This window comes from Streptomyces sp. Ru73 (assembly GCF_002920575.1).
Classification (GTDB): Bacteria; Actinomycetota; Actinomycetes; order Streptomycetales; family Streptomycetaceae; genus Streptomyces.
This window is the reverse complement of record NZ_PQSQ01000027.1, coordinates 37,834-58,859: the sequence shown is the minus strand read 5'-3', so window position 1 is coordinate 58,859 and position 21,026 is coordinate 37,834. Positions and strand designations below refer to the sequence as shown.

Here is a 21,026-nt window from a genome sequence, read left to right as displayed (position 1 = left end):
CACGAGTTGACCGTCGGATCTGCTAGGGGGCTGCTGAGCAGGGACTGCCGGGGCGCGGCAAGGGGCGCGGGCGTCCGCCGGGCGGCCGGGCGAGGGGCGGAGCTCCGGTACGGCGCCGTCCGGCCGGTCCCGGAGTGGCCGAGAAGTGCCCTGCGCGGCGCGCACTTCACGCCGTTCCCGGCCCGCGGCCCGGCCCACTTCTCGCGGGTGGCACTCAGTGCCACACTGGCCGCATGGACGACGACGCGAGGTACCGAGGTGACGCGACGGCCCTGGCGTGGGCCGCGCTCGGCGGCGAGGCGGGGCTGACCGGACGGGTGCGGTACGGCGGTGCCCGCGGGCTGCTGCCGGCCCGGCTGCCGGTCATGGACCTGGCCAGGGCGGCCGTCGCGGTGTGCGCGCTGGCCGCTGCCGAACTCACCGCGGCCCGCACCGGCGGCCCGCTCCCGGCCGTGACGGTCGACGACGGCGCGGTGGCCACCGCCTTCCTCAGCGAACGGCACCTGCGCGTCGACGGCCGGGCGCCCGCGTCCTTCGCACCGCTGTCCGGCTTCTGGTGCACCGCCGACGGCTGGCTGCGCACCCACGCCAACTACCCGCACCACCGCGCCCGGCTGCTCGCGGCGCTCGGCCTGCCGGACGGCACGGGACCCGCGGAGCTGGCCGCCGAGCTGGCGGGCCGCGGCGCCGCGGAGACCGAGGAGGCCGTGTACGCGGCGGGCGGCCTCGCCGTCGCCGTACGGGACGCCAAGGAGTGGGCCGGCCACCCGCAGGGCGCGGCCGTGGCCGGACGGCCGCTGCTCACCCTCGCGCCCCTCGGCGCCGCCACACCGCCGCTCCGGCCGCCCGCGCCGGCCGGCGACCCGCTGCTGCCCGCCGCCGGGCTGCGCGTGCTGGACCTGACGCGGGTGATCGCCGGGCCGGTCGCCACCCGCACGCTCGCGCTCCTCGGCGCCGACGTGCTGCGCCTCGACGCGCCGGGCCTGCCCGAGAGCCAGGACGCGCACGGCGACACCGGCTTCGGGAAGCGCTCGGCCGTACTGGACCTGGGCTCGCGCGCCGGGCGCGCCACCTTCGAGGAACTGCTGTCGCGCGCCGACGTGGTCGTCACCGGCTACCGGCCGGGTGCCCTGGACCGCTTCGGGCTGGCCCCCGAAGCACTCGCCGAGCGCCGCCCGGGGCTCGTCGTCGCCCGCCTCTCCGCCTGGGGCGAGTACGGCCCCTGGGGCGCCCGCCGCGGGTTCGACAGCCTCGTACAGGCCGCGACCGGCATCGCCGTGACCGAGGCGGCGGCCGACGGTACGCCCGGCGCGCTGCCCGCCCAGGCCCTCGACCACGGCACCGGCTACCTGCTGGCCGCCGCCGTGCTGCGGGCGCTCACCGAACGGTCCCGCACCGGCGGCGCACGGCTGGCGACCCTGGCCCTCGCGCAGACCGCCGCACTGCTCACCGACGTCCTGCCGCGCCGGACCGCGGGCCCCGCCGACGCGTACGACCCGGCAGGACGGCTCGCCGAGACCGACAGTCCAGTGGGGCGGCTGCGGTACGCGCTGCCGCCGGTCTCCTTCGCCGGCGGGCCGACGGACTGGTCCGGGCCGCCGGGGGAGTGGGGCACCGACGCGCCCGCGTGGTGGTGAGGGCACCGCTGCCGCGCGGACACCGCGGGCCGTACACCTGCCCGATATGATCCGACGATGGCCGACGACCGACGCTCCCCGACCCGCACCGCACCGGAGACCGACCCCTACCTCGCCCGCGGACAGCGCGTGGGCATCCGGCCCTTCCGCCGCGCGGACGCGGCGGAATTCACCGCACGCGCCCGGGAGAGCACGGAGCTGCACCGGCCCTGGCTCTTCCCGCCGGTCGACGACGCGGCCTACGAGGCGTACTTCGACCGGCTCCAGGACCCGTCCCGCGAGGGCTTCCTCATCTGCGAGCTGGCCGACGACCGGATCGCCGGCTACCTCACCATCAACAACATCGTGCACGGCGGCTTCCGCTGCGGCGCGGCCGGCTACGGGGCCTTCGCGCACGCGGCGGGCCGCGGGCTGATGAGCGAGGGCCTGCAGCTGATCCTGCGGTACGCCTTCGGGCCGCTCGGACTGCACCGCATCGAGGTCAACGTCCAGCCGGAGAACACCGCTTCGCTCGCGCTCGCCCGGCGCAACGGCTTCCGGAAGGAGGGCTACTCGCCCGACTTCCTCTTCGTCGACGGCGCCTGGCGGGACCACGAACGCTGGGCGATCACCAGCGAGATGCTGCCGCCCGGCGACCTCTGACCTGCCCCGCACCGGCCCGCCCCCCTCAGCGCCGCTTCCGGTTGACCTTCACCGTGTCCATGTCCGTGGCCGAGGAGCGCAGACCGCGGTGGCCGAGCCCGGCCTCCCGCAGCGCCCGCTCGGCCTTCTCCTCGGCCAGCGCGGCCGCCATCTCCTCGCCGTCGGCGGCGTCCGAGACGATCTCGTAGCGGTACGTGAACGAGGTCAACGACCGGTCGTACGCGAGCGATCCCTCCGGCGTGAACCGCAGCTGCGCCAGGCCGTGGTCGTCGGCCGCGGCCAGCAGCCGGGCCCGGGCCTCCTCGGGCAGTCCGTCCCACGTGCCGCGCACGATCACGCGGTAGGTGTGCTCGGTGACCATCCTGTGTCTCGCCTCCGCCGTCCCCGCCAACGCTGCCGCCAACGTTGTCCATACGGTGTACAAGACAAGCATCCCGCATCCCCGCCGTCCTGTCGCGCGAATTCTTTTTGCGCAAACCTGACCGGAGGACGCCCTGTTCAGGGCCGCCGCGAACGGGTTCCATGGTCACCGGACGGCCGCCACGACCAAGGCGGCCCGCTGCGACTGCGAGGTGCCGTGACCCCGAGCACGCGACGCACCACCCTCACCGTCCCCACGGCGGCCGTGGGCCCGGACAACCCGCTGCCCGCGCTGGCCGGGCCCCGTGACGTGCACCGCGTCACCGTGCCCGACGCCGGACTGCCCGCCGACATGGCCCGCCAACTCGGGTACCGCCCGCTGGACTCGCTGCTCCCCGTCCGCCGCCGGGACGGCTACACGCGGCACCGCGTCCCCACCGGCCTCGACGCACTGGTCCTGGAGAACGACCGGCTGCGCGCCACCGTCCTGCCCGGCCTCGGCGGCCGCGTCCACTCCCTCTTCCACAAGCCCACCGGACGCGAACTGCTCTACAGCAACCCCGTGCTGCAGCCCGCCGACTTCGCCCTCAACGGCGCGTGGTTCTCCGGCGGCATCGAGTGGAACATCGGCGCCACCGGACACACCACACTCTCCTGCGCGCCGGTGCACGCGGCGCGCGTGCCCGCGCCGGACGGGGGAGAGATGCTGCGCCTGTGGGAGTGGGAACGCCTGCGCGACCTGCCCTTCCAGGTCGACCTCTGGCTGCCCGAGGGCTCCGACTTCCTGTACGTCGGCGTGCGCATCCTCAACCCGCACCCCCACACGGCGCCCGTCTACTGGTGGTCCAACATCGCCGTCCCCGAAGCCGCGGACACCCGGGTCCTCGCCCCGGCGGAGGCGGCCTGGCACTTCGGGTACGAGCGCACCCTGCGCCGGGTGCCGGTCCCGGAGTCCGACGGCGCCGACCGCACGTACCCGCTGCGCAGCGAGTACCCCGCCGACTACTTCTACGAGATCGCGCCGGGGGAGCGGCGGTGGATCGCCTCGCTCGGCGCCGACGGCCACGGCCTCGTCCACACATCCACCGACACCCTGCGCGGCCGCAAGCTCTTCCTCTGGGGCGCGGGCCGGGCCGGACGGCACTGGCAGGAGTGGCTGACCGAGCCGGGCACCCCCGGGTACGCCGAGATCCAGGCCGGCCTCGCGCGCACCCAGCTGGAGCACGTACCGCTCGAAGCGGGCGGGGAGTTCGCCTGGCTGGAGGCGTACGGCCCGCTGACCGCCGACCCGCGCGCCGTGCACGCCGCCGACTGGAGCGCGGCCCGTGGTGAGGTCGCGGACCGGCTCGAAGCAGCGCTGCCGCGCGCCGCCGTGGACGAGGCGTACGCCGCCTGGCGCCCGTACGCCGACCTCGAACCGAAGGAACGGCTCGCCACCGGGTCGGGCTGGGGCGCGCTGGAGGTGGCCCGCGCCGGGTACGACCTGCCCGGCCTGCCCTTCACCGAGGACACCCTGGGCGAGGAACAGCGGCCGTGGCAGGAACTGCTGCACACCGGTGACCTCCCCGACGAGCCCGGCGTACCGGGCCCGACGCTGGTCGCCCCGCCCTGGCGCGACCTGCTGGAGTCCGCGCGGCCGAGCGGGACGGCCGACTACCACCTGGGCGTCGCGCAGTGGCACGCGGGCGACCGGGCCCAGGCCGTCCGCAGCTGGGAGCGCGCCCTGGCACGCGGCCGGAGCTGCTGGCCGCTGTACTGCCTCGCGGTCGCGGAGGCCGTGGCGGGGGAGACGGACCGGGCGGCCCAGCGGTACGCCGAGGCCGTCGCGTGCGCGGCCGAACAGACCGAACGGGCGGAGCGCGCGGCGGCGGATGACGGCGCGGACGCGGCAACGGTCCGGCGGGCCCGCGCCTGGCTCCCGGTCCTGCCCGCACTCGCCCGGGAGGCGGTGCCGGCCCTGATCGCCGCGGGCCGCGCCGACGACGCGGCGGCCGTCCTCGCCCGCTTGCGCCCCGCCGACCGCGCCCGCGGCCGCTTCCGCCTGCTGGCCGCACAGGTCCTGCTCGCACAGGGCGACGCGCCCGCCGCCCGCGCGGTCTTCGACGAGGGCTTCGAGGTCGCTGACCTCCGCGAGGGCGACGAGACCCTCAGCGACACCTGGTACGCCATCGCCGAACGGCTCGTCGCCGGCGACGGCCCACTGACCGAGGTCGTACGCACCAAGGCCCGCACGGACCACCCCCTCCCGGAACGCTACGAGTACCGGATGCGCCCGGCTTGAGGGACGGCGGGGCGGCCGGGGCGTCGGCGTGCGGGGCGGGGCGTTGGTGTGCGGGCCGGGGGTTGGCGTGCGGGCCGGGGCGTCGGCGTGCGGGCCGGGGGGTTGGCGTGCGGGCCGGGGCGTCGGCGTGCGGGCCGGGGCGATGAGCGCTCGCGCACCGGGTGCTGGCGCGCCCGCACGCCAGCCTGCGCACCCGCCCACCTGCCTCCGCACTCTCACACCTGCCTCCGCGCCCGCGCACCGGCCGGCGCGTCACCCGTACGCACGGCGCGCGGAATGATCAGGCGCCGTCACTCGTTGGACCGCGACATGAAGGCAATCACCGCGAACAAGTACGGCGACCCCGACGTCCTCGAACTGACCGACCAGCCCGATCCGAAGCTGGGACCCGACTCGGTCCTGATCCGGGTGAAGGCGGCCGGCGTCAACCCCGTCGACTGGAAGATCCTCGCCGGCTACCTCGACCCGATCCTGCACGTGCACTTCCCGCTGATCCCCGGCTGGGACGTGGCGGGCGTCGTCGAGGCGGTCGGCGCCGACGCCACCGAGTACCAGGTCGGCGACGAGGTCATCGGGTACGTACGCAAGGACGAGGTCCAGCACGGGACCTTCGCCGAGCTGGTCGCCGCGCCGGTACGCACCCTCGCCCACAAGCCGGCGGCGCTGGACTGGCAGCAGGCGGCCGGCGTGCCGCTGGCCGGGCTCACCGCGTACCAGACCCTGAAGCGGCTGGGCGTGAGCAGCGGTGACACGGTGCTGGTGCATGCGGCGGCCGGCGGCGTCGGCACGTTCGCCGTACAGATCGCGGTGGCCTGGGGCGCCCGCGTCATCGGTACGGCGGGCGAGCACAACCACGACTTCCTGCGCTCGCTGGGCGCCGAGCCGGTGACGTACGGCGACGGCCTCGCCGACCGGGTACGCGCGCTGGCCCCGGACGGCGTGGACGCCGCGGCGGACTTCGTCGGCGGCGACGCGGTCGACGTCTCCCAGCAGCTGCTCAAGGACCGCTCGCGGGTCGCGTCCATCGTCGAGAACGACGTCACCGACAAGGGCGGCCACCTGGTCTGGGTCCGCCCGGACAGCGCCGACCTCACCGCCCTGGCGGACCTCGCCGACGCCAAGAAGCTCACCGTCAACATCGACACGGCCCTGTCGCTCTCCCAGGCGGCCGAGGCCTTCCGCCGCAGCCAGTCGGGCCGAGCCCGCGGCAAGATCGTCCTGACGGTGGACTGACACGTCGCGTGCCGTCCCGGTGTCGGCCACCCGGACCGGGACGGCATGCGGTGGGCGGCGGCCGGGGCGGCTCAGCACCTACCGCGCGAGACCCGCACGTCCGTCCGGTGTTCCGGAACCGTCATGGTCGTCCCGTCGCCGCCCGGGACGAGAGTCCCGTGTCCGGTCTCCACGTCATGCATGCTCATGCAGAAGCGCGTTTCGACCCCCGCCGCCCTGATGTCGAAACGCTTTCCCCTGCCGTCGGCTTCCGCCACGTCCAGGGCGTCCACCGCCCCCTTCCCGCCGGACGCGTCCGCCAGCGCGAGCTCGACCTCGAAGCCGGCTTCGGCTCCGCCCTTCTCCTGCAGCGCCTTGCCCGCCGCATGGACGGCGCCGCTCAACTCGTCCTCGGACCAGACCTCGTCGGCGTACCAGTGCACGCACATCACCCCGGCACCCGCCATGATCGCGGCCGCCACGAATGCCATGAATCGGCTGAAGACGTTCGCGGAATCGGACGGCTCATGAGCCGCCGGATCGCGGTACTTCCCCGCCATGTGCTTCCAGTACAGCTTCCGCTGATCGGCACACCCCACCCCCACCAGCACCAGCGCCGCAATGAAGAAAAGAACGGCAAACCCGATCACCCCCGCACCGCCCCGGAATCGGGGAGGCCGGGCAGAGGCGGCCGGTCCTCGGGAATGTCGTCGGGGTCCAGCGCCGCACGTGCCTGTTCCTTGAGGTCGAGGAGGGTGTCGCGGAGTTCCGCCAGGCCCGACTGCTCCTCCTGCAGCCGGTGGTCCAGTTGTCCGGCGTGCCGCGCCCAGTCCCTGTGCCGGCGTTGGAGGCCCGCGGCGATGCCCCAGTCGCGCAATTCGCCGGCGCCGCGCCCTGTGACCTTTGCCGTGTCGTCGGCGGCGAGGATTCCGGCCTTGTGGGTGTCCGGGCCCAGGTGTTCATGGATGCGCCGGGCGGCCGCCTTCTTCGCGGCCTCCGAGTGTGTGAGGTCGCTGTGATCCCCCATCGAGTCCCCTCTGTGGCGTTGGGCGGCGGGCTCGTCGGAGGTCCGAGGAGCCCGAACCGTTCACCGTACACAAGGGTGCTCAGGGAAATGACGGGGGATCAGATTGCGTGACCGGGCGGTGTGGACGGCACGCCTCGGGACGTCAGCTGATGGCCACCCGGTCGACGTATTCGAAGATGGAGCCGTCCGGGTGGCGGGCCACCATGTTGCGGCCGGCGGGGCTGGCGAGGGGGCCGGCGATGACCTGGCCGCCGACTGCCTTGAGGTCGTCGACGGCCTGGTCGACGTTGGTCACCGCGATGGTGGCGGTGATCTTGCGCAGTACGGACAGCTCCGCCTCGGGGCCGCTCATCAGGAAGAAGCAGCCGACCGCGGCGACGGCGACGCCGCCGCGCTGGAAGCGCTGCGCCTCTGCGCCCGTCAGCCGTTCGTACACGGGGATCGCGGCATCGAGGTCGTCGACGCACACGCGCAGTGAGGTTCCCAGAATGTCCATGGGGCGAGCCTAGTTGGCACAGCGTGACGACGCGATCATCCGACGGAAGCACCGGGCGACCTTCAGGAAGTCCTCACACGCGGCACAGGATTTCGCCGTGCAGCACCCCGAACCAGCCGTCCTCGCGGGTGCCCCACTCCCGCCAGGCGGCGCTGATCGCCTCCAGTTCGGCCTGTGTCGCGTGGCCGCCTTCGATCGCCCGCCGGGCGTACGCCGGGGTCAGTGTGCGGTCCGCCCACAGGCCACTCCACCAGGCGCGTTCCTCGTCGGTCGAGTAGCACCAGGCGCTCGCGGTGCAGGTGACGTCCGCCGGCGCGAAGCCGGCCTCCAGGGCCCAGGAGCGCAGCCGGCGCCCGGCGTCCGGTTCGCCGCCGTTGGCGCGGGCCACCCGCCGGTACAGGTCCAGCCACTCGTCCATGCCCGGGACCGCCGGGTGCCAGGTCATCGTGGCGTAGTCGCCGTCGCGCACGGCGACGATGCCGCCCGGCTTCGTGACCCGGCGCATCTCGCGCAGCGCCTGTACGGGGTCGCCGACGTGCTGCAGTACCTGGTGGGCGTGGACGACGCAGAAGGAGTCGTCCGGGTAGTCCAGGTGGTGGACGTCGCCGACCGCGAAGTGGACGTTGGTCAGGCCGCGTTCGGCGGCCACGGCACGGGCCTGCGACAGGACGTCCGGCGCGTGCTCCAGGCCGGTGACCGAGCCGTCCGGTACCAGGGCCGCCAGGTCGGCGGTGATGGTGCCGGGGCCGCAGCCGATGTCCAGCACCTTCATGTGCGGCTTCAGCGAATCCAGCAGGTAGGCGGCGGAGTTGGCGGCGGTGCGCCAGGTGTGCGAGCGCAGGACGGACTCGTGGTGGCCGTGGGTGTAGACGGCGGACTCGTGCGGCATGGCTGCTCCTTCGCATGGTCGGCGCGGTCACGGCGCGCTGCCGCGCCGTGATCACACCGTACGCTGCGATCTCGGAGTATGAGAGTCCCGTCTCATTATTCGGGCGACGGCATGTGGCGCCGCCGGTCGGTCACTCCGGGAGGAGGCGGTAGACGACCAGCGCCTCGTTCTCCTTGTCGATCGCCAACTCCTCGGCGGCCGCGGCCACTTCACCGTCGTACGCCAGGTCGGTGCCGGAGCTGAGGCCGCCGATCCGCAGGGTGCGCAGCCGTGCCTCGCTGAGGACGGGGGAGTGGCGCAGCGCGCCGGTCAGTGCCGCGGTGAGCAGCCGGGTGCGGGCCAGCCGGCCGCCGTGCACCATCCGTACGTCCAGCACGCCGTCCGCCAGGTCGTGCCGCCGTACCGGTGCCGAACCCAGGCCACGGTAGGCGCAGTTGCCGACGAACAGGGTCCACAGCTCGCGTCGCTTGCCGTTGATCTCGACGGACACCGGTTCGGCCGTGCGCAGCACCCGCCAGGCCGCCAGCACTCCGGCCGGCCAGGCGCCGATCCGGCCTGCCCACTCCTCCCTGATCCGTACCAGCTCCGGGTAGGCGCCGATCGAGAAGGTGTTGAGGAAGTACGTCGACTCCTGCCCGGCGCCCGGGCGGAACCGCGCCAGGTCCACCGCGACGGCCTCGCCCGTCTCCACCGCCCGGGCCGCCTCGGCGATCGTCTCCACGCCCAGGTCGTACGCGAAGTGGTTGTGCGTGCCGCCGGGCAGCACCGCCAGCGGCACGCCGTGCCGCCGGGCGACCGTCGCGGCCGCGTTGATGGTGCCGTCCCCGCCCAGTACGCCGAGCGCCCCGCCGCGCTCCGCGGCCCGCTCGGCAGCGGCCTGCAGCGCCTTGTCCAGCGGCGCAGCGCCCTGGTGGCCGCACTCGGTCACCTCGGCCTGCGGCAGTACGTCATGGATGACCTGGGTCTGGTCGCTGTGCGAGCCGGTGCGCTGGCCCGAGCCCTGGTTGGTGACGACGAACAGCCCCTCGCCTTCCGGCAGCGCGGGCGCGTCGGCGCGCGGCCGGGCGGGCGGCGCCATCTGCGCGCGGGTCGGCGCCAGCCCCCGGACCGCGAACGCGGCGCCCGCGCCCAGCGCCGCGCCCGCCAGCACGTCGCCCGGGTAGTGCACGCCGGTGTAGACGCGGGAGAAGGCGACCGAGGCGGCGACCGGCGCCAGCGCCAGCCCCCACCACTTGTTCTCGAAGGCCACACCGGTCGCGAAGGCCACGGCCGAGGCGGCGTGTCCCGAGGGGAAGGAGGTGGTGAAGGGCTGCTTGGCGAGCTGCCGTATCACCGGCACCGCGTCCATGAGCGGCCGCTCCCGGCGTACCGAGCGCTTGCCCAGGGTGTTCACCGTCAGGGACGCCACCGCCAGCGAGGCCACGCCGCGCAGCGCCGCCCGGCGCGCGGGCCGCCCGCCGCAAGCGGCCACGGCCGCCGCCGACCCCAGCCACAGCAGCCCGTGGTCGGCGGCCCGGCTCAGTTTCGGCAGGATCCGCTCGGCGCCGGGCCAGTGCCGGGCGGCCACCCCGTTGAACGTCTTGCGGTCCCAGGTGCTCAGTACAGTGCGCATGAGCCACGTCTACCCCAACGCGGCCCCCACAGGCGACAGCGGCCCCGGCCGCGTCACCCGCGGCCGGGCGCGCCGCCGGGCCCGTCGTCCGGCGCGGCGCCGCTGATGTCCGCCAGCGCCGAGTCCGGGTCCTGGGCCCGGGCCAGGTCGCCGATGCTCACCATGCCGACCGGGGCGCCGTCCTGGACGACCGGCAGCCGCCGTACGGCGTTCCGGCGCAGCAGCGTCACCGCGGCCGAGACCGGTTCCTCCGGGCCGACGGTGACCGGTTCCGGCGTGCACACCGAGTGGCAGGGCACGCTCAGCGGGTCCACCCCGTCCGCCACCGCGCGCAGCACGATGTCCCGGTCCGTGACCAGCCCCACCAGCTTGCCGTCCTCCGAGAGCAGGACGTCTCCGATGTCGTGCGCGCGCATCAGCTGTGCCGCCTCCACCAGCGAGGCATCGGGGTGCACCGCGGTCACGGCCGGCGTCATGACTTCCCGTACCAACTGTGCCATTGCCTGCTCGCCTTCCTTTTTCCGCTCCTGCGCTCACGCGGGCCGACTGCGGGATCGCTGGAGGCTGTACCCGGCACGCCCGCCGCCATGCCCGCCCCGTGGTTCGATGGCCGGATGATCAGACGACGGGCAGTGGCGGACCTCCCCGCGTGCGTACGCGTGCTGCGCGCGGTGCACCTGCACAGCGGTTATCCGTACGCCTGGCCGGCCGATCCGGCGGCCTGGCTGACTCCTGAGGGGCTGACCGGAGCCTGGGTGGCCGAGGACGCGGACGGCCGCGTCGCGGGCCACGCCGCGCTGTGCGGGCGCGAGGTGAGCAGGCTCTACGTGGACCCGGCGGCGCGTGGCCAGGGGCTGGGCGGCCGGCTGCTGCGGGCGGTGACGGAAGCGGCGGCGGCCGGCGGGCTGCGGCCCGTGCTGGCCGTCCACGCCGCCGACACGGCCGCCATCGCGCTGTACGAGCGGCGGGGCTGGCGGTGCACCGGGACCGAGCGGCAGGACTGGGGCGGGCGGTCGCCGGTCACCGTCCGGTACTACGAAGCGCCCGTGGCCCCGCCGCGGACACCCGGCTGAGCCGGCTCGCCCCGGCGAAGGACCGCGCGCCGGGCGGTTTTTCGTACCGGCCGAGCGGTGTGGGGAACCGGGATGGGGTAACTCCGGCGGGGAGTACGGCCGGTCGGGAGGCGGCCGGGAGGGCGGGGCGCGTAAGCGCGCGGTGCGCACGGTGCGAAGAGATCTGCCCGGCCCGTGTTTACGGCCAAGGGGGCAGGGCACGCGAAAACCGTGCTTCGGACCGGAGGCACGCCCGTGGAAAGTCGTGTGACTGATGACGGGTGCGCCTCTGCCGGTCGCGCTTCCACGGGTTCGACGGACTCTGAGTCGACGGATCAGGGAGCCCAGACCATGCCCATGACATCCCAGGCCGAGCAGCACACCCCAGAACGTCCCGAGCAGCGCACCACCACCCGTCGGCGGACCGAGCAGGCCCCGAGCCGGCCGCCGGGCAAGCCGGCCCGCCGCAGCAAGCAGCGCCGGGTCACGGCGGGCAAGGCCCCGCCGGCGCCCCGGCAGCGCAGCCGCCACTCACACCACGACGCGCCGGACACCACCGGCGACTTCCGGCGGCTGGTGTCGCTGCCGGACGGCCCCGAACGCCAGGAGCTGCGGCAGCGCGTGGTCTGCGCCTGGCTCCCCATGTCCGAGCGGCTCGCGCTGCGGTTCCGCAACCGCGGCGAGGCCGCCGAGGACCTCCAGCAGGTCGCGGCGCTCGGCCTGGTGAAGGCCGTCGACCGGTACGACCCCGACCGGGGCTGTGCCTTCGAGAGCTTCGCCGTGCCGACCATCGTGGGCGAGGTCAAGCGCCACTTCCGCGACCACATGTGGGGCCTGCACGTGCCCCGCCGGGTGCAGGAGCTGCGCAACCGCGTGCGTACCGCGCGGCAGGAACTGACCCGCAGCGTGGACGACCGCGGGCCCACCCCCGAGGAGATCGCCGAGCACACCGGCATGTCCCTGGAGGAGGTGCTGCTCGGCAGCCAGGCGCTGGAGAGCTTCACCACGCTCTCCCTGGACGCCGAACTGCCCGGCGCCGACGACGGCTACTCGCTGGCCGACACGCTCGGCTCGCTGGAGTCCGGCTTCGACCTCGTCCTGGACCGTGAGGCGGTCAAGCCGAAGCTGCGCAAACTCCCCGAGCGCGAGCGGGAGATCCTCTACATGCGGTTCTTCTGCGACATGACGCAGAGCCGGATAGCGGACCGGCTCGGCATCTCCCAGATGCACGTCTCCCGGATCATCAGCCGCACCTGCCGGCGCCTCGCCGACCAGGTCGGCGCACGGCAGGGCGAGTACGCCACGTCGTGAGCGCGGTGCCGGACGGCGCTCCTCAGGGCCGGGTGTCGCGCAGCGCCAGTCCCAGGTGGCGCGACAGCCGGTCCACCACCCCGGCCTCCGCGAGGCTGAACGCCCGCCGGGCGCCCGTGCGGAAGAGCGTGAGCACGCCCCGCACGGGGCCGTCCGGCTCGCGCAGCGGTACGCACAGCAGCGAGGTGACGGCGGCGCGCGCGAGGAAGTGCGCGCCCTTCTCGTCGTGGCCGAAGGCCGCCATGTCGTCCGGCCGCGCCTGGAGCGCCCTGCTGCCCGTCCGGGCGGCGTTGTCGACCAGCGGGCAGTCGGCCGGGTCCTGGCCGGCCAGGGCCGCCGCGAGCGCGTCGTCCTCCTTCGGGCCGAGGACCAGCGTGCGGCGCAGCGCCCCGTGCGCGTGCCCGTCCGGATCCGGCTTCTCCGCGGGGGCCGCCTCGTCCAGTACCACCCAGTCGGCGAACCGGCCGGCCAGTACCCGCACCGCCCGTTCCACCGAGGCCGGGGGCGTGCCGGGGTCGGCGGCCGGGCCGGCCGGCGGCCCGGACAGCAGCGCGGTGGTGGTGTCGTCCAGCAGGTCCAGCAGCTCGGCGCCCTGCGTCACCTCCGCGAGGTGCGCGCGGGAGACGCGCCGGGGAGTGTCGGGGACCCGCCGGGCGGGCGGCACGGTGCGCCGCGCGGGCGGCGCCGCGGCACAATCCCGCTGGTGCTCCGTATGGTTCACCGGATGTTCGTCCTCGCGCCACGTCCTGTTCCCCGACAGCATGTCGTGCGCGGGGAAGGCGCCGCCACCGGTGTGGAAGACGGTGAGCACGGCGTTGCCCGGCTCCTGCGGGGGCCGCAGCGCCGTCATCGTCGCGCGCAGCGGCTCGCCCGGTCCCTCCGGCGTACGGAGCAGCCGGACGGCCATGCTGCGGTCCCCCTCGTTCCGGGCCACCGCGGCGACCTGGGAGCGGAAGGCGGCCCTGACCTCGGGCGCCAGCGAGCCGGTGAGCGGCCGTCCGGTGGCGTACCCCGCGCGCATCCCGAAGAGGATCGTGCCCGCGAAGTTGAGCCGCCGGACCACCGTGTCCGGGTCGAGCAGCGCGACGACGCACGGCGTGCGCTGGAACAGCGCGCGCAGCAGCTGCTGTTCCTCCGTCCCCGCGCGCGGCCCGTTGCTGCGGCCGGCCGCGGCGGCCAGCTCCTCATAGCGCGGCAGCAGCACGTCGACGACGTGCTGCAGCTCGAAAAGGGCAGCGTCCAGCATCGGCTGCTGCTCCTGCGACGGAAGCGTGCGCGCACTCCGCAGCTCTTCTACCCGCTTGCGGAAGTCCGCGAGCTCTCCACCAGCTGACTGTTCTGCACCGGCCATGCCCACACCGTAACCGGACCGGTGGCTACCGGCTGCGCCCGTGACCGAGCACGGCCGGAAGAGCTCCCCGGCGTTCGGCCCCGGCCGGGGTCCGGGCGTACGGTGGGGCGTGTACGAGGGCTGCGGCAGGCCGGAAAGGGCCGCGCGTGCGCACGTACTGGGGAGTTGGCACGAACGGGCCGGACCGCCGGCGAACGCCGCCCGATCGACGCGATACCGGCGTTTCCCCGTCCGCCCACCGGGAAACCGACTCCGTACGGGCCTGGCCCCCGACATATGCGGGGGCGACCGCGGCACAGCGTCCGTGCCGCGCTGCTTGCCCTATGCACCGATCGAGGGATTGACAGCTATGGCGACCCACACCCTCTGCCCGGTGGACGAGCCAGGTGCCCAGGGCTCGTCCGCCCGCAGTCTGGCGAACCTCGCGGACGTGGCCGCGCGGTGCACCCCGGACAGCTGCGGCGCCACGGCCACCGTCACCACCGGCGAAGCGGCCGCCGACCCGCCCGCAGCCGTCACGCACCCGGACCTGTCCGCGCTGGTCAGCGTTCAGTGGGAGACCGGCGAGGGCCCGATCAGGGCCGCTCTGGACACCGGGCGCCCCGTCTCCTCCGAAGACCTGCTGCACGACGACCGCTGGCCCGCCTACCGCACCGAGGCGCTGGAGGCCGGGGTGCGTTCCAGTACGACCCTGCCGTACCTCCGGGACGGCATGGCCATCACCGTCACCGTCTACGGCTTCCGGCCCGGGATCACCGCCGAGTCCGGCGAATGCGCGGCCGCCGCGCTCGGCGACCTCGCCGCCACGGGCCTGGCCCGCGACCGCCACTACCGCAGGGCGCTGGCCGAGGTCGGCCGGCTCGACGCCGCGCTGCGCTCCCGGCCGGTCGTGGACCAGGCCTGCGGGATCATGATGTACGTGCTCGGCTGCGACGCGGACGACGCGTTCACCATGCTGCGCAAACTCTCCCAGCGCACCAACCGCAAGCTGCACGACCTGGCCGCCGGCGTCGTCCGGACCCGCGGCCGCGGCCTGGAGCGGGAGTTGCGCGTCATGCGCGAGGAGACCGCCGGGCGCTGACCCGGTCCCGCGGTCCCGGCGGTGACGTGTCCTCCCGCCCGGCACCTCCCCGATCTGCGAGGGTGGTCGGGGCCCGCGCGCCGCGGGCCCCGGCGCACCGCCGTGGAGAGTGGAGGTACGGATGCAGCCGAGCGCCCCGGAGCCGCACCCGGTTCCGGATCCGCCCATGGGACTGCCCGTCCTCCCGGAACTGGCCGCGCACCTCGCCGCAGCCGCCGACCGCACGGCCCCCGAGCCGCCCGGCGGCGCCCCGGCACTGCGCGCCGCCGCCTGCGGCTACTTCGAGCGCCGCGGCCTGTGGACCGTCGCCGACCGGGTACTGGCCGCGCCCGGCGCGCCCGCGTTGCTCCTCGCACTGCTCGCCGCTGCCGGCGGTGACGTCGTACTGCCCCGGCCCTGTGCCGCCTGGTACGCGCCGCAGGTCCGGCTGCTGGGCCGGGCCGCGCACCCGGCACCGGTGCCGGCCGAGTCCGGGGGAGTGCCGGACCCGGTGACGCTCCAGGAGGCGGTGCACCGGGCCCGGGACGCGGGCGACGACCCGCGGGTGCTGCTGCTCTCCGTCGCCGACGACCCCACCGGCACCTGCCCGCCGCCCGAACAGCTGCACGAGGTGTGCGAGGCGGCGGCCGGCGAGGGGCTCTGGATCATCAGCGACGAGACCCGCCGCGACCTGCTGCACGACCCGCACGACACGGTGGTGCTCAGCCCCGCCGAGATGCTGCCCGGCAACGTCGTCGTCCTCGCCGACCTGCGGGCCACACTCGTCCCCGCTTCCTGGCCCGCAGCCCTCGCCCGCTTCCCCGCCACCGGCCCCGGTGAGGAGCTGTGCGCCGCCGTGCGAGGCGCGCTCGCCGGGCTGGCGACCCCGCTGCCGGCCCCGCTCGCCGCCGCCGTCGGCCACGCGCTCACCGAGCCGGCCACCGTACGGGAACGGACCGCGGCGGCGGCCCGGCTGCACGGGCGGCTCGCCGCCGGGCTGTACGCGACGCTCACCGCCGCGGGGGCGGTCTGCCGCCCGCCGCACGCCGGCAGCCATCTGTACGCCGACCTCGAACCGCTGCGCCCCGTGTTCGCCGCCCGCGGCGTGACCGGGCCCGCCGCGCTGGAGCGGGCACTGGCGCCCTGGGCGGCCCGCGGCGGCCACCGCTTCGGCGACGACCCCAAGGCGCTGCGCGTCCGGCTGAGCACCGAGGCGCTGCTCGACCCGGACCCGGACCGCCGCCGGCGCCTGCTGGCCGCCCCCGACCCGCTCGAAGTCCCGGCCGTGGCCGAGTCGTTGCGGGAACTGGGCGTGGCACTGACGGCGGAGGGCGAGCCCGCGCCGGAGGAGTGACGGGCCGTCAAGTCGTCACGTACGCAGAGGACATGGCGAGTACGCGTACGGCCCGGGCGGTGTGCCCGTACGGCTCAGGCCGACCGGTCGTGCGGCCCGCGAACGCGCCGCCAGACCGCCGGTGCCGCGCTGACCAGCACCGTCAGGCCCACCGCAGCGGCCACGCCCTGCCACGGCTCGCTGAACAGCGAGCCGCCGAGTATCCCGATGAGCTGGTACGTCGCCGCCCAGGCGAGGCAGGCCGGCAGGTCGCCCCGCGCGAACCAGCGGACCGGCTGCCGCGCCAGCAGGCAGGCCAGCATGATGGGGATGCGCCCGGCCGGCACCAGCCGGGACAGCACGAGCACCAGCACGCCGTGCTCGTCCAGCCGCTGCTGGGCCTGGGCCAGCCGCTCCGGCGCCGACCGCTCGCGCAGCCGCTCCAGCCACCGCGAGCCGTTCTTCGACCGGACCCCGCGCGCGCCCAGCCAGTACAGGCCGAGGTCGCCGAGGAAGGCGGCGGCCGACGCGACGAGGAAGACCAGCAGCAGCGCGAACGGCGAGGTGTGGTGGAAGGCGACCGCGGCGGCCGAGCTGACCAGCGCGCCCGTCGGGACCACGGGGACGAGCGAGCCGAGGACCACCAGGACGAAGAGGGAGGGGTAGCCGGCCGCCTGCTGGGTGCTCTCCGGCGGTACGACGGCCGCCAGCCGGTCCGCCAACTGCGGTGCGTGCGCGGCGAGTTCGGCCAGGGATTCGGGCGCGCGGGAGGCGTTCACCGGCCGGCCGCCAGCCGTACGGAAGCGCCGTGCCCCAGCTCGTGCACGGTCACCCCGGGCGCGAGCAGCGCCGCCTGCCGGACGAACTCCTGCCCGGGGGCGTGGAACTCGTGCGGCCGGACCGCGTCCATGCCGATCGGCCAGTACGTGCCGTAGTGCACCGGCACCGCGTCGCGCGGCGCGAGCCGGGCCGCCGCCACCGCGGCACGGTGCGCGTCCAGGTGCCCGTGGCCGAGGAACGGGCCCCAGCCGCCCACCGGCAGCAGCGCCACGTCGCACGCGCCGACCTCGTCCGCCATCCCGTCGAACAGCCCGGTGTCCCCGGCGAAGTACGTCGTGGCCGAGCCGCTGATCACATAGCCGAGCGCGGGCACCCGGTGCGGCCCGTACGGCAGCCGCCGCCCGTCGTGCGCGGCGGTCACCGCCCGTACGGTCAGCGCGCCCACCGCCGTCTCCTCGCCGGGCCCCAGCTCCGTCACCGGAAGGCCGCGGCCCGCCGCCGTCCTGCGCAGGCCCGGCAGCGCCGCCGGGGCGCCGCGCGGCACGACCAGCCGGGTGCCGGGCGCGAGCCGGGCGAGCGAGGGCAGGTGGAGATGGTCGGAGTGCAGGTGCGAGATGAGTACGGCGTCGGCCGCCGCGGCCCGGTCGCCGGGCACGGCACCGCGCCGCCGCCGCAGATGGGCGAGGCGCCGGACGAAGAGCGGATCGGTCAGCAGTCGGGTGCCGGAGTCCTCGACCGTAGCGGTGGCATGCCCCCACCAGGTGACCTCCACCGACACCCGTGACCTCCGTACGCTCCCGTGCCGCGCGACGGCAGTCGCGCCCCTCCCGAGCGTACGCCCCACGGCCGACGGGCCGCGGAGCCGGCCGGGCGCGGCCCGCCGGTCAGCGGCCGGTCAGCGGGCGGCCGCCCCGGGTGCGTCGATGACGTAGACCCGCACCGCCCGGCCGCACGTCGGGTCGACCGTCTCGCGGTCCAGCCGCATGCCCAGCTTCTGCATGATCCGCTCGGAGGCGTCGTTGCCGCGCTGCGCGATGCTGATGATCCGTTCCAGGCCGCGCTCGCGGAACCCGTAGTCCAGCGCGGCCCGTGCCGCCTCCGTGGCGATGCCCCGGCCCCAGTACGGCCGCCCCAGCCGCCAGCCGATCTCCACGGCGGGCAGCACCTCCGGCAGGAAGTGCGGCACCGACAGCCCGGTGAACCCCGCCAGCTCCCCCGTCTCCCGCAGCTCCACCGCGAACAGCCCGAAGCCCTCGATGTCCCACTCCTGCTCCCAGGAGGAAATGCCGGAGGCGGTCTGCGACAGGCTCCGCGTCGTGCCGCTCCCGATCCAGCGCATCACGTCCGGGTCGGCGTTCACGGCCGCCATCGGCTGGAGGTCCCCGGGGAGCCAGCGGCGCAGTGCAAGCCGCTGCGTATGCAAAGTGATCACACCTCATCCTGCCAAATCTCGGTCCCGGCACGGCCGGACGTCAGCGAATGCACTGCCCGCCGCGGACCGCGGTCACCGTCCTCATGCCCGATGTGCACCTGTGACGTAACGCCGCGATCCGGCCGCTCCCCGCGGTGTGGCACGCTGAGGCGCGTACCGGACATCCGGGCCGGACACGGGCGAGGAAAGGTGAGTGCGCGGTGCGGCGACCACGATGGCGGAGAGCGGGCCGTGCCCTGCTGCGAGTGATCGCGGTCTGGGCGGTCTCGACCGTCGCCATGCTCGTGCTGGCCGGCGCGCTGCCCGACTTCCGGCTCCAGTCGGCCGACGGCGACAGCGCCACCCGCATCGCCGTCACCGCGGCCCTCGCCGCCGGCGTCTTCGGCCTGCTCGGCGCGGTGGTGTGGCCGCTGCTCGTACGCACCCTGCTGCTGGTGCCCGCGCTCGTGCTCGGCCTGCTGGTCTTCGCGCTCAACGGCTCGCTGCTGCTGGTCGCGCTCTGGCTGGTGCCCGACGGGCGCGGCGCCGCCTCACCGGAGACCGCCGTGGTGGTCGCCGCCGTGATGTCGGCGGTCTCCTCGGCGACCGGTGCGGCCCTCGCCGTCGGGGACGACGACGCGTACCGCAGACGGCTGGCCCGGCTTGCCCTGCGGCGCCGCAGGGCGGTGGTGCCGGACCCGGCGGGCGCCCCGCCCGGCACCCTCTTCCTCCAGCTCGACGGCGTCGGCCACGACGTGCTCGCCGACGCGCTGGCCGGCCCCGACCCGCTGATGCCCACCGTCGCCGCCTGGGCCGGCACGACCCATACGCTCACCCCCTGGCGCACCGACTGGTCCAGCCAGACCGGCGCCAGCCAGCTCGGCATCCTGCACGGCACCAACCACGACCTGCCCGCCTTCCGCTGGTACGAGAAGGAGACCGGCGAGGTGATCGTCAGCAACCGGCCGACCAGCGCGGCGGAGCTGCAGCGCCGCGCCATGGTGCGGACCGGCGACGGCGGCCTGCTGACGGTGGACGGCGCCAGCCGCGGCAACCTCTTCAGCGGCGGCGCGGCGCAGCTCGCGCTGGTGCTCTCGGTCGCCGCCCGGCGCGGCCGGTACAACCGCTCCCGGGCCGGCTACTTCGCGTACTTCTCCGACCCCGCGAACGCCACCCGCACCGCCGCCTCCTTCGTCGTCGAGGTGTGCCGGGAGATCGGCCAGTCGCTGCGCGCCCGCTTCCGCGGCACCGGGCCGCGGGTCAAGCGCGGCGGCCTCTACCCCTTCGTGCGGGCCTTCGCGACCGTCGTCGAGCGGGACGTGGTGGTGGCCGCCGTGATCGGCGACATGCTCGTGGGCCGTACCGCGATCTACGCCGACCTGGTCGCGTACGACGAGGTCGCGCACCACTCGGGCCCGGAGAGCCGGGACGTCCGGCTGGTGCTGCGGCGCCTGGACCGCTCGCTCGCGCTGATCGCCAAGGTCGCCCGGCACGCGCCGCGCCCGTACCGCATCGTGCTCCTCTCCGACCACGGCCAGAGCCCGGGCGAGACCTTCGCCGGGCGGTACGGGCTGACGCTGGAGGACCTGGTGCGGGCGGGCTGCGGGCTGCCCGTGTCGCGGCGGGCGCGCCGCAGCCCCACCGGGGCCGAGGCCAGGAACACCGCGCGCGCCGCGCTGCGCCGGCCCGAGGAGGAGGAGCCGGAGGAGACCACCCGGCGGGCACGGCGGGCGGCCGAGCCGATCGTGCTGGCCTCCGGCAACCTCGGCCTGGTGTCCTTCCCGTCGATACCGGGCCGGGCGACCCGCGAGGAGATCGACCGGCGCAACCCGGCGCTGCTGAGCACCCTGGCCGAGCACCCCGGCATCGGCTTCCTGCTCGTCCGGTCCGAGAAGCACGGCGCCGTGGTGCTCGGGCCGCGCGGCGGCGCCCACCACCTGGACAGCGGGCTGGTCGTCGGCGAGGACCCGCTGGCGCCGTTCGGGCCCGGCGCGGCGGACGCGGTACGCCGGACCGACGGCTTCCCGCACGTCGCCGACATCATGATCAATTCGGCGTGCGATCCGGAGACGGGCGAGGTGCACGCCTTCGAGGAGCAGATCGGCTCGCACGGCGGGCTCGGGGGACCGCAGTCCCGGGCGTTCCTGCTGTGGCCCGAGGAGCTGACGCCGCCGGTGGGGGAGGGCGCGGAGCTGGTCGGCGCCGAGCGGGTGCACCGGGTCTTCCGGCGCTGGCTGGGCGAGGGCGGCGGCCCGGCGGTACCGGTGGGGGAGCCGCACGGTACACGGGAGCGCCCGGCCGTACGGGAGCGCCAGGCCACTCCTGAGCCGGCGGCCGGGGAGCCGAGCGGGGCACGGGAACCGCAGGTCGGGGGCGTGTCCGCCGAGGGAGCTGCGCGACCCGGTGCGGACGAAATGCGGCCGCGGGGTGCGGCGCCCGAAGCTTTTGCGCCCACCGACGGCACCCCGCAGGACAAACAGCACTGATTTGGAGGTGGCCTCCGGGGTCCCGGACCATGGGGGAGAGCCCGCTGCCGTCCGGCCGGGCGCGGCGCACGGGAGCCGACTCGGGC

20 protein-coding genes are annotated in these 21,026 nt (G+C 75.3%); 9 read left to right on the top strand and 11 right to left on the bottom strand.

The window, feature by feature from the left end:
* Positions 1 to 233 precede the first annotated feature (233 nt).
* A complete protein-coding gene (locus C3486_RS14855; RefSeq protein WP_103833158.1) occupies positions 234 to 1,637 on the top strand; it encodes a CoA transferase in 1,404 nt (467 codons plus the stop codon).
* Positions 1,638 to 1,694: 57 nt separating this feature from the next.
* Positions 1,695 to 2,279, top strand: coding sequence for a GNAT family N-acetyltransferase (locus C3486_RS14850; protein WP_103833157.1), 585 nt, complete (start codon positions 1,695 to 1,697; stop codon positions 2,277 to 2,279).
* Between the two features lie 25 nt (positions 2,280 to 2,304).
* Here the strand turns inward: C3486_RS14850 and C3486_RS14845 are convergent, their stop codons facing one another.
* Positions 2,305 to 2,640, bottom strand: coding sequence for a DUF6204 family protein (locus C3486_RS14845; RefSeq protein ID WP_103833156.1), 336 nt, complete (start codon positions 2,638 to 2,640; stop codon positions 2,305 to 2,307).
* Between the two features lie 216 nt (positions 2,641 to 2,856).
* Here C3486_RS14845 and C3486_RS14840 point away from each other — a divergent pair, with 216 nt between their 5' ends.
* Both C3486_RS14840 and C3486_RS14835 read left to right on the top strand, forming a co-directional pair.
* Positions 2,857 to 4,920, top strand: coding sequence for a DUF5107 domain-containing protein (locus C3486_RS14840; protein WP_103833155.1), 2,064 nt, complete (start codon positions 2,857 to 2,859; stop codon positions 4,918 to 4,920).
* Positions 4,921 to 5,229: 309 nt separating this feature from the next.
* On the top strand, positions 5,230 to 6,153 hold the full coding sequence (locus C3486_RS14835) for an NADP-dependent oxidoreductase (protein ID WP_103833177.1): 924 nt from the start codon (positions 5,230 to 5,232) through the stop codon (positions 6,151 to 6,153).
* Between the two features lie 71 nt (positions 6,154 to 6,224).
* On the opposite strand, the gene C3486_RS14830 is transcribed toward C3486_RS14835, so the two are convergent.
* The 6 genes from C3486_RS14830 to C3486_RS14805 all read right to left on the bottom strand — a co-directional run bounded on the left by C3486_RS14830 (position 6,225) and on the right by C3486_RS14805 (position 10,656).
* Positions 6,225 to 6,782: a hypothetical protein gene (locus C3486_RS14830; RefSeq protein WP_103833154.1), complete on the bottom strand. Its 558-nt coding sequence runs from the start codon at positions 6,780 to 6,782 to the stop codon at positions 6,225 to 6,227.
* A complete protein-coding gene (locus tag C3486_RS14825; RefSeq protein WP_103833153.1) occupies positions 6,779 to 7,159 on the bottom strand; it encodes a hypothetical protein in 381 nt (126 codons plus the stop codon). Before C3486_RS14825 ends, C3486_RS14830 begins: the two co-directional genes overlap by 4 nt.
* Positions 7,160 to 7,301: 142 nt before the next feature.
* Positions 7,302 to 7,655 carry a VOC family protein gene (locus C3486_RS14820; protein ID WP_103833152.1) on the bottom strand — a complete coding sequence of 118 codons (354 nt, stop codon included), beginning with the start codon at positions 7,653 to 7,655 and terminating at the stop codon, positions 7,302 to 7,304.
* 73 nt (positions 7,656 to 7,728) lie between these two features.
* On the bottom strand, positions 7,729 to 8,544 hold the full coding sequence (locus C3486_RS14815; protein WP_103833151.1) for a class I SAM-dependent methyltransferase: 816 nt from the start codon (positions 8,542 to 8,544) through the stop codon (positions 7,729 to 7,731).
* A 130-nt stretch (positions 8,545 to 8,674) separates the two neighbouring features.
* Entirely contained in the window at positions 8,675 to 10,156 is a 1,482-nt protein-coding gene (locus C3486_RS14810) for a bifunctional phosphatase PAP2/diacylglycerol kinase family protein (RefSeq protein ID WP_103833150.1), read from the bottom strand.
* Positions 10,157 to 10,209: 53 nt separating this feature from the next.
* Complete coding sequence (locus C3486_RS14805; protein WP_103833149.1) at positions 10,210 to 10,656, bottom strand: CBS domain-containing protein; 447 nt, start codon at positions 10,654 to 10,656, stop codon at positions 10,210 to 10,212.
* A gap of 114 nt (positions 10,657 to 10,770) precedes the next feature.
* Here C3486_RS14805 and C3486_RS14800 point away from each other — a divergent pair, with 114 nt between their 5' ends.
* Positions 10,771 to 11,229, top strand: coding sequence for a GNAT family N-acetyltransferase (locus C3486_RS14800; protein WP_103833176.1), 459 nt, complete (start codon positions 10,771 to 10,773; stop codon positions 11,227 to 11,229).
* A 330-nt stretch (positions 11,230 to 11,559) separates the two neighbouring features.
* Positions 11,560 to 12,519 (top strand): SigB/SigF/SigG family RNA polymerase sigma factor, encoded by a 960-nt coding sequence (locus C3486_RS14795; RefSeq protein WP_258052786.1) that lies wholly within the window; start codon positions 11,560 to 11,562, stop codon positions 12,517 to 12,519.
* A 22-nt stretch (positions 12,520 to 12,541) separates the two neighbouring features.
* Here C3486_RS14795 and C3486_RS14790 read toward each other — a convergent pair whose 3' ends face one another.
* The gene (locus C3486_RS14790) at positions 12,542 to 13,870 is read right to left on the bottom strand and encodes a PAS domain-containing protein (protein ID WP_103833148.1); all 1,329 of its coding nucleotides are present in this window, start codon (positions 13,868 to 13,870) and stop codon (positions 12,542 to 12,544) included.
* Between the two features lie 349 nt (positions 13,871 to 14,219).
* Between C3486_RS14790 and C3486_RS14785 the strand changes: the two genes are divergently transcribed.
* Positions 14,220 to 14,951: an ANTAR domain-containing response regulator gene (locus C3486_RS14785; RefSeq protein ID WP_103833147.1), complete on the top strand. Its 732-nt coding sequence runs from the start codon at positions 14,220 to 14,222 to the stop codon at positions 14,949 to 14,951.
* Positions 14,952 to 15,072: 121 nt separating this feature from the next.
* Entirely contained in the window at positions 15,073 to 16,284 is a 1,212-nt protein-coding gene (locus tag C3486_RS14780) for an aminotransferase class I/II-fold pyridoxal phosphate-dependent enzyme (protein ID WP_103833146.1), read from the top strand.
* Positions 16,285 to 16,358: 74 nt separating this feature from the next.
* Here the strand turns inward: C3486_RS14780 and C3486_RS14775 are convergent, their stop codons facing one another.
* The 3 genes from C3486_RS14775 to C3486_RS14765 form a co-directional block, all read right to left on the bottom strand.
* Complete coding sequence (locus C3486_RS14775) at positions 16,359 to 16,985, bottom strand: DedA family protein (RefSeq protein WP_103833174.1); 627 nt, start codon at positions 16,983 to 16,985, stop codon at positions 16,359 to 16,361.
* A 53-nt stretch (positions 16,986 to 17,038) separates the two neighbouring features.
* The gene (locus C3486_RS14770) at positions 17,039 to 17,821 is read right to left on the bottom strand and encodes an MBL fold metallo-hydrolase (RefSeq protein WP_103833145.1); all 783 of its coding nucleotides are present in this window, start codon (positions 17,819 to 17,821) and stop codon (positions 17,039 to 17,041) included.
* Between the two features lie 117 nt (positions 17,822 to 17,938).
* Entirely contained in the window at positions 17,939 to 18,472 is a 534-nt protein-coding gene (locus tag C3486_RS14765; RefSeq protein ID WP_374936870.1) for a GNAT family N-acetyltransferase, read from the bottom strand.
* 203 nt (positions 18,473 to 18,675) lie between these two features.
* Between C3486_RS14765 and C3486_RS14760 the strand changes: the two genes are divergently transcribed.
* Entirely contained in the window at positions 18,676 to 20,940 is a 2,265-nt protein-coding gene (locus C3486_RS14760) for a phage holin family protein (protein ID WP_103833143.1), read from the top strand.
* The last annotated feature ends 86 nt before the right edge of the window (positions 20,941 to 21,026 follow it).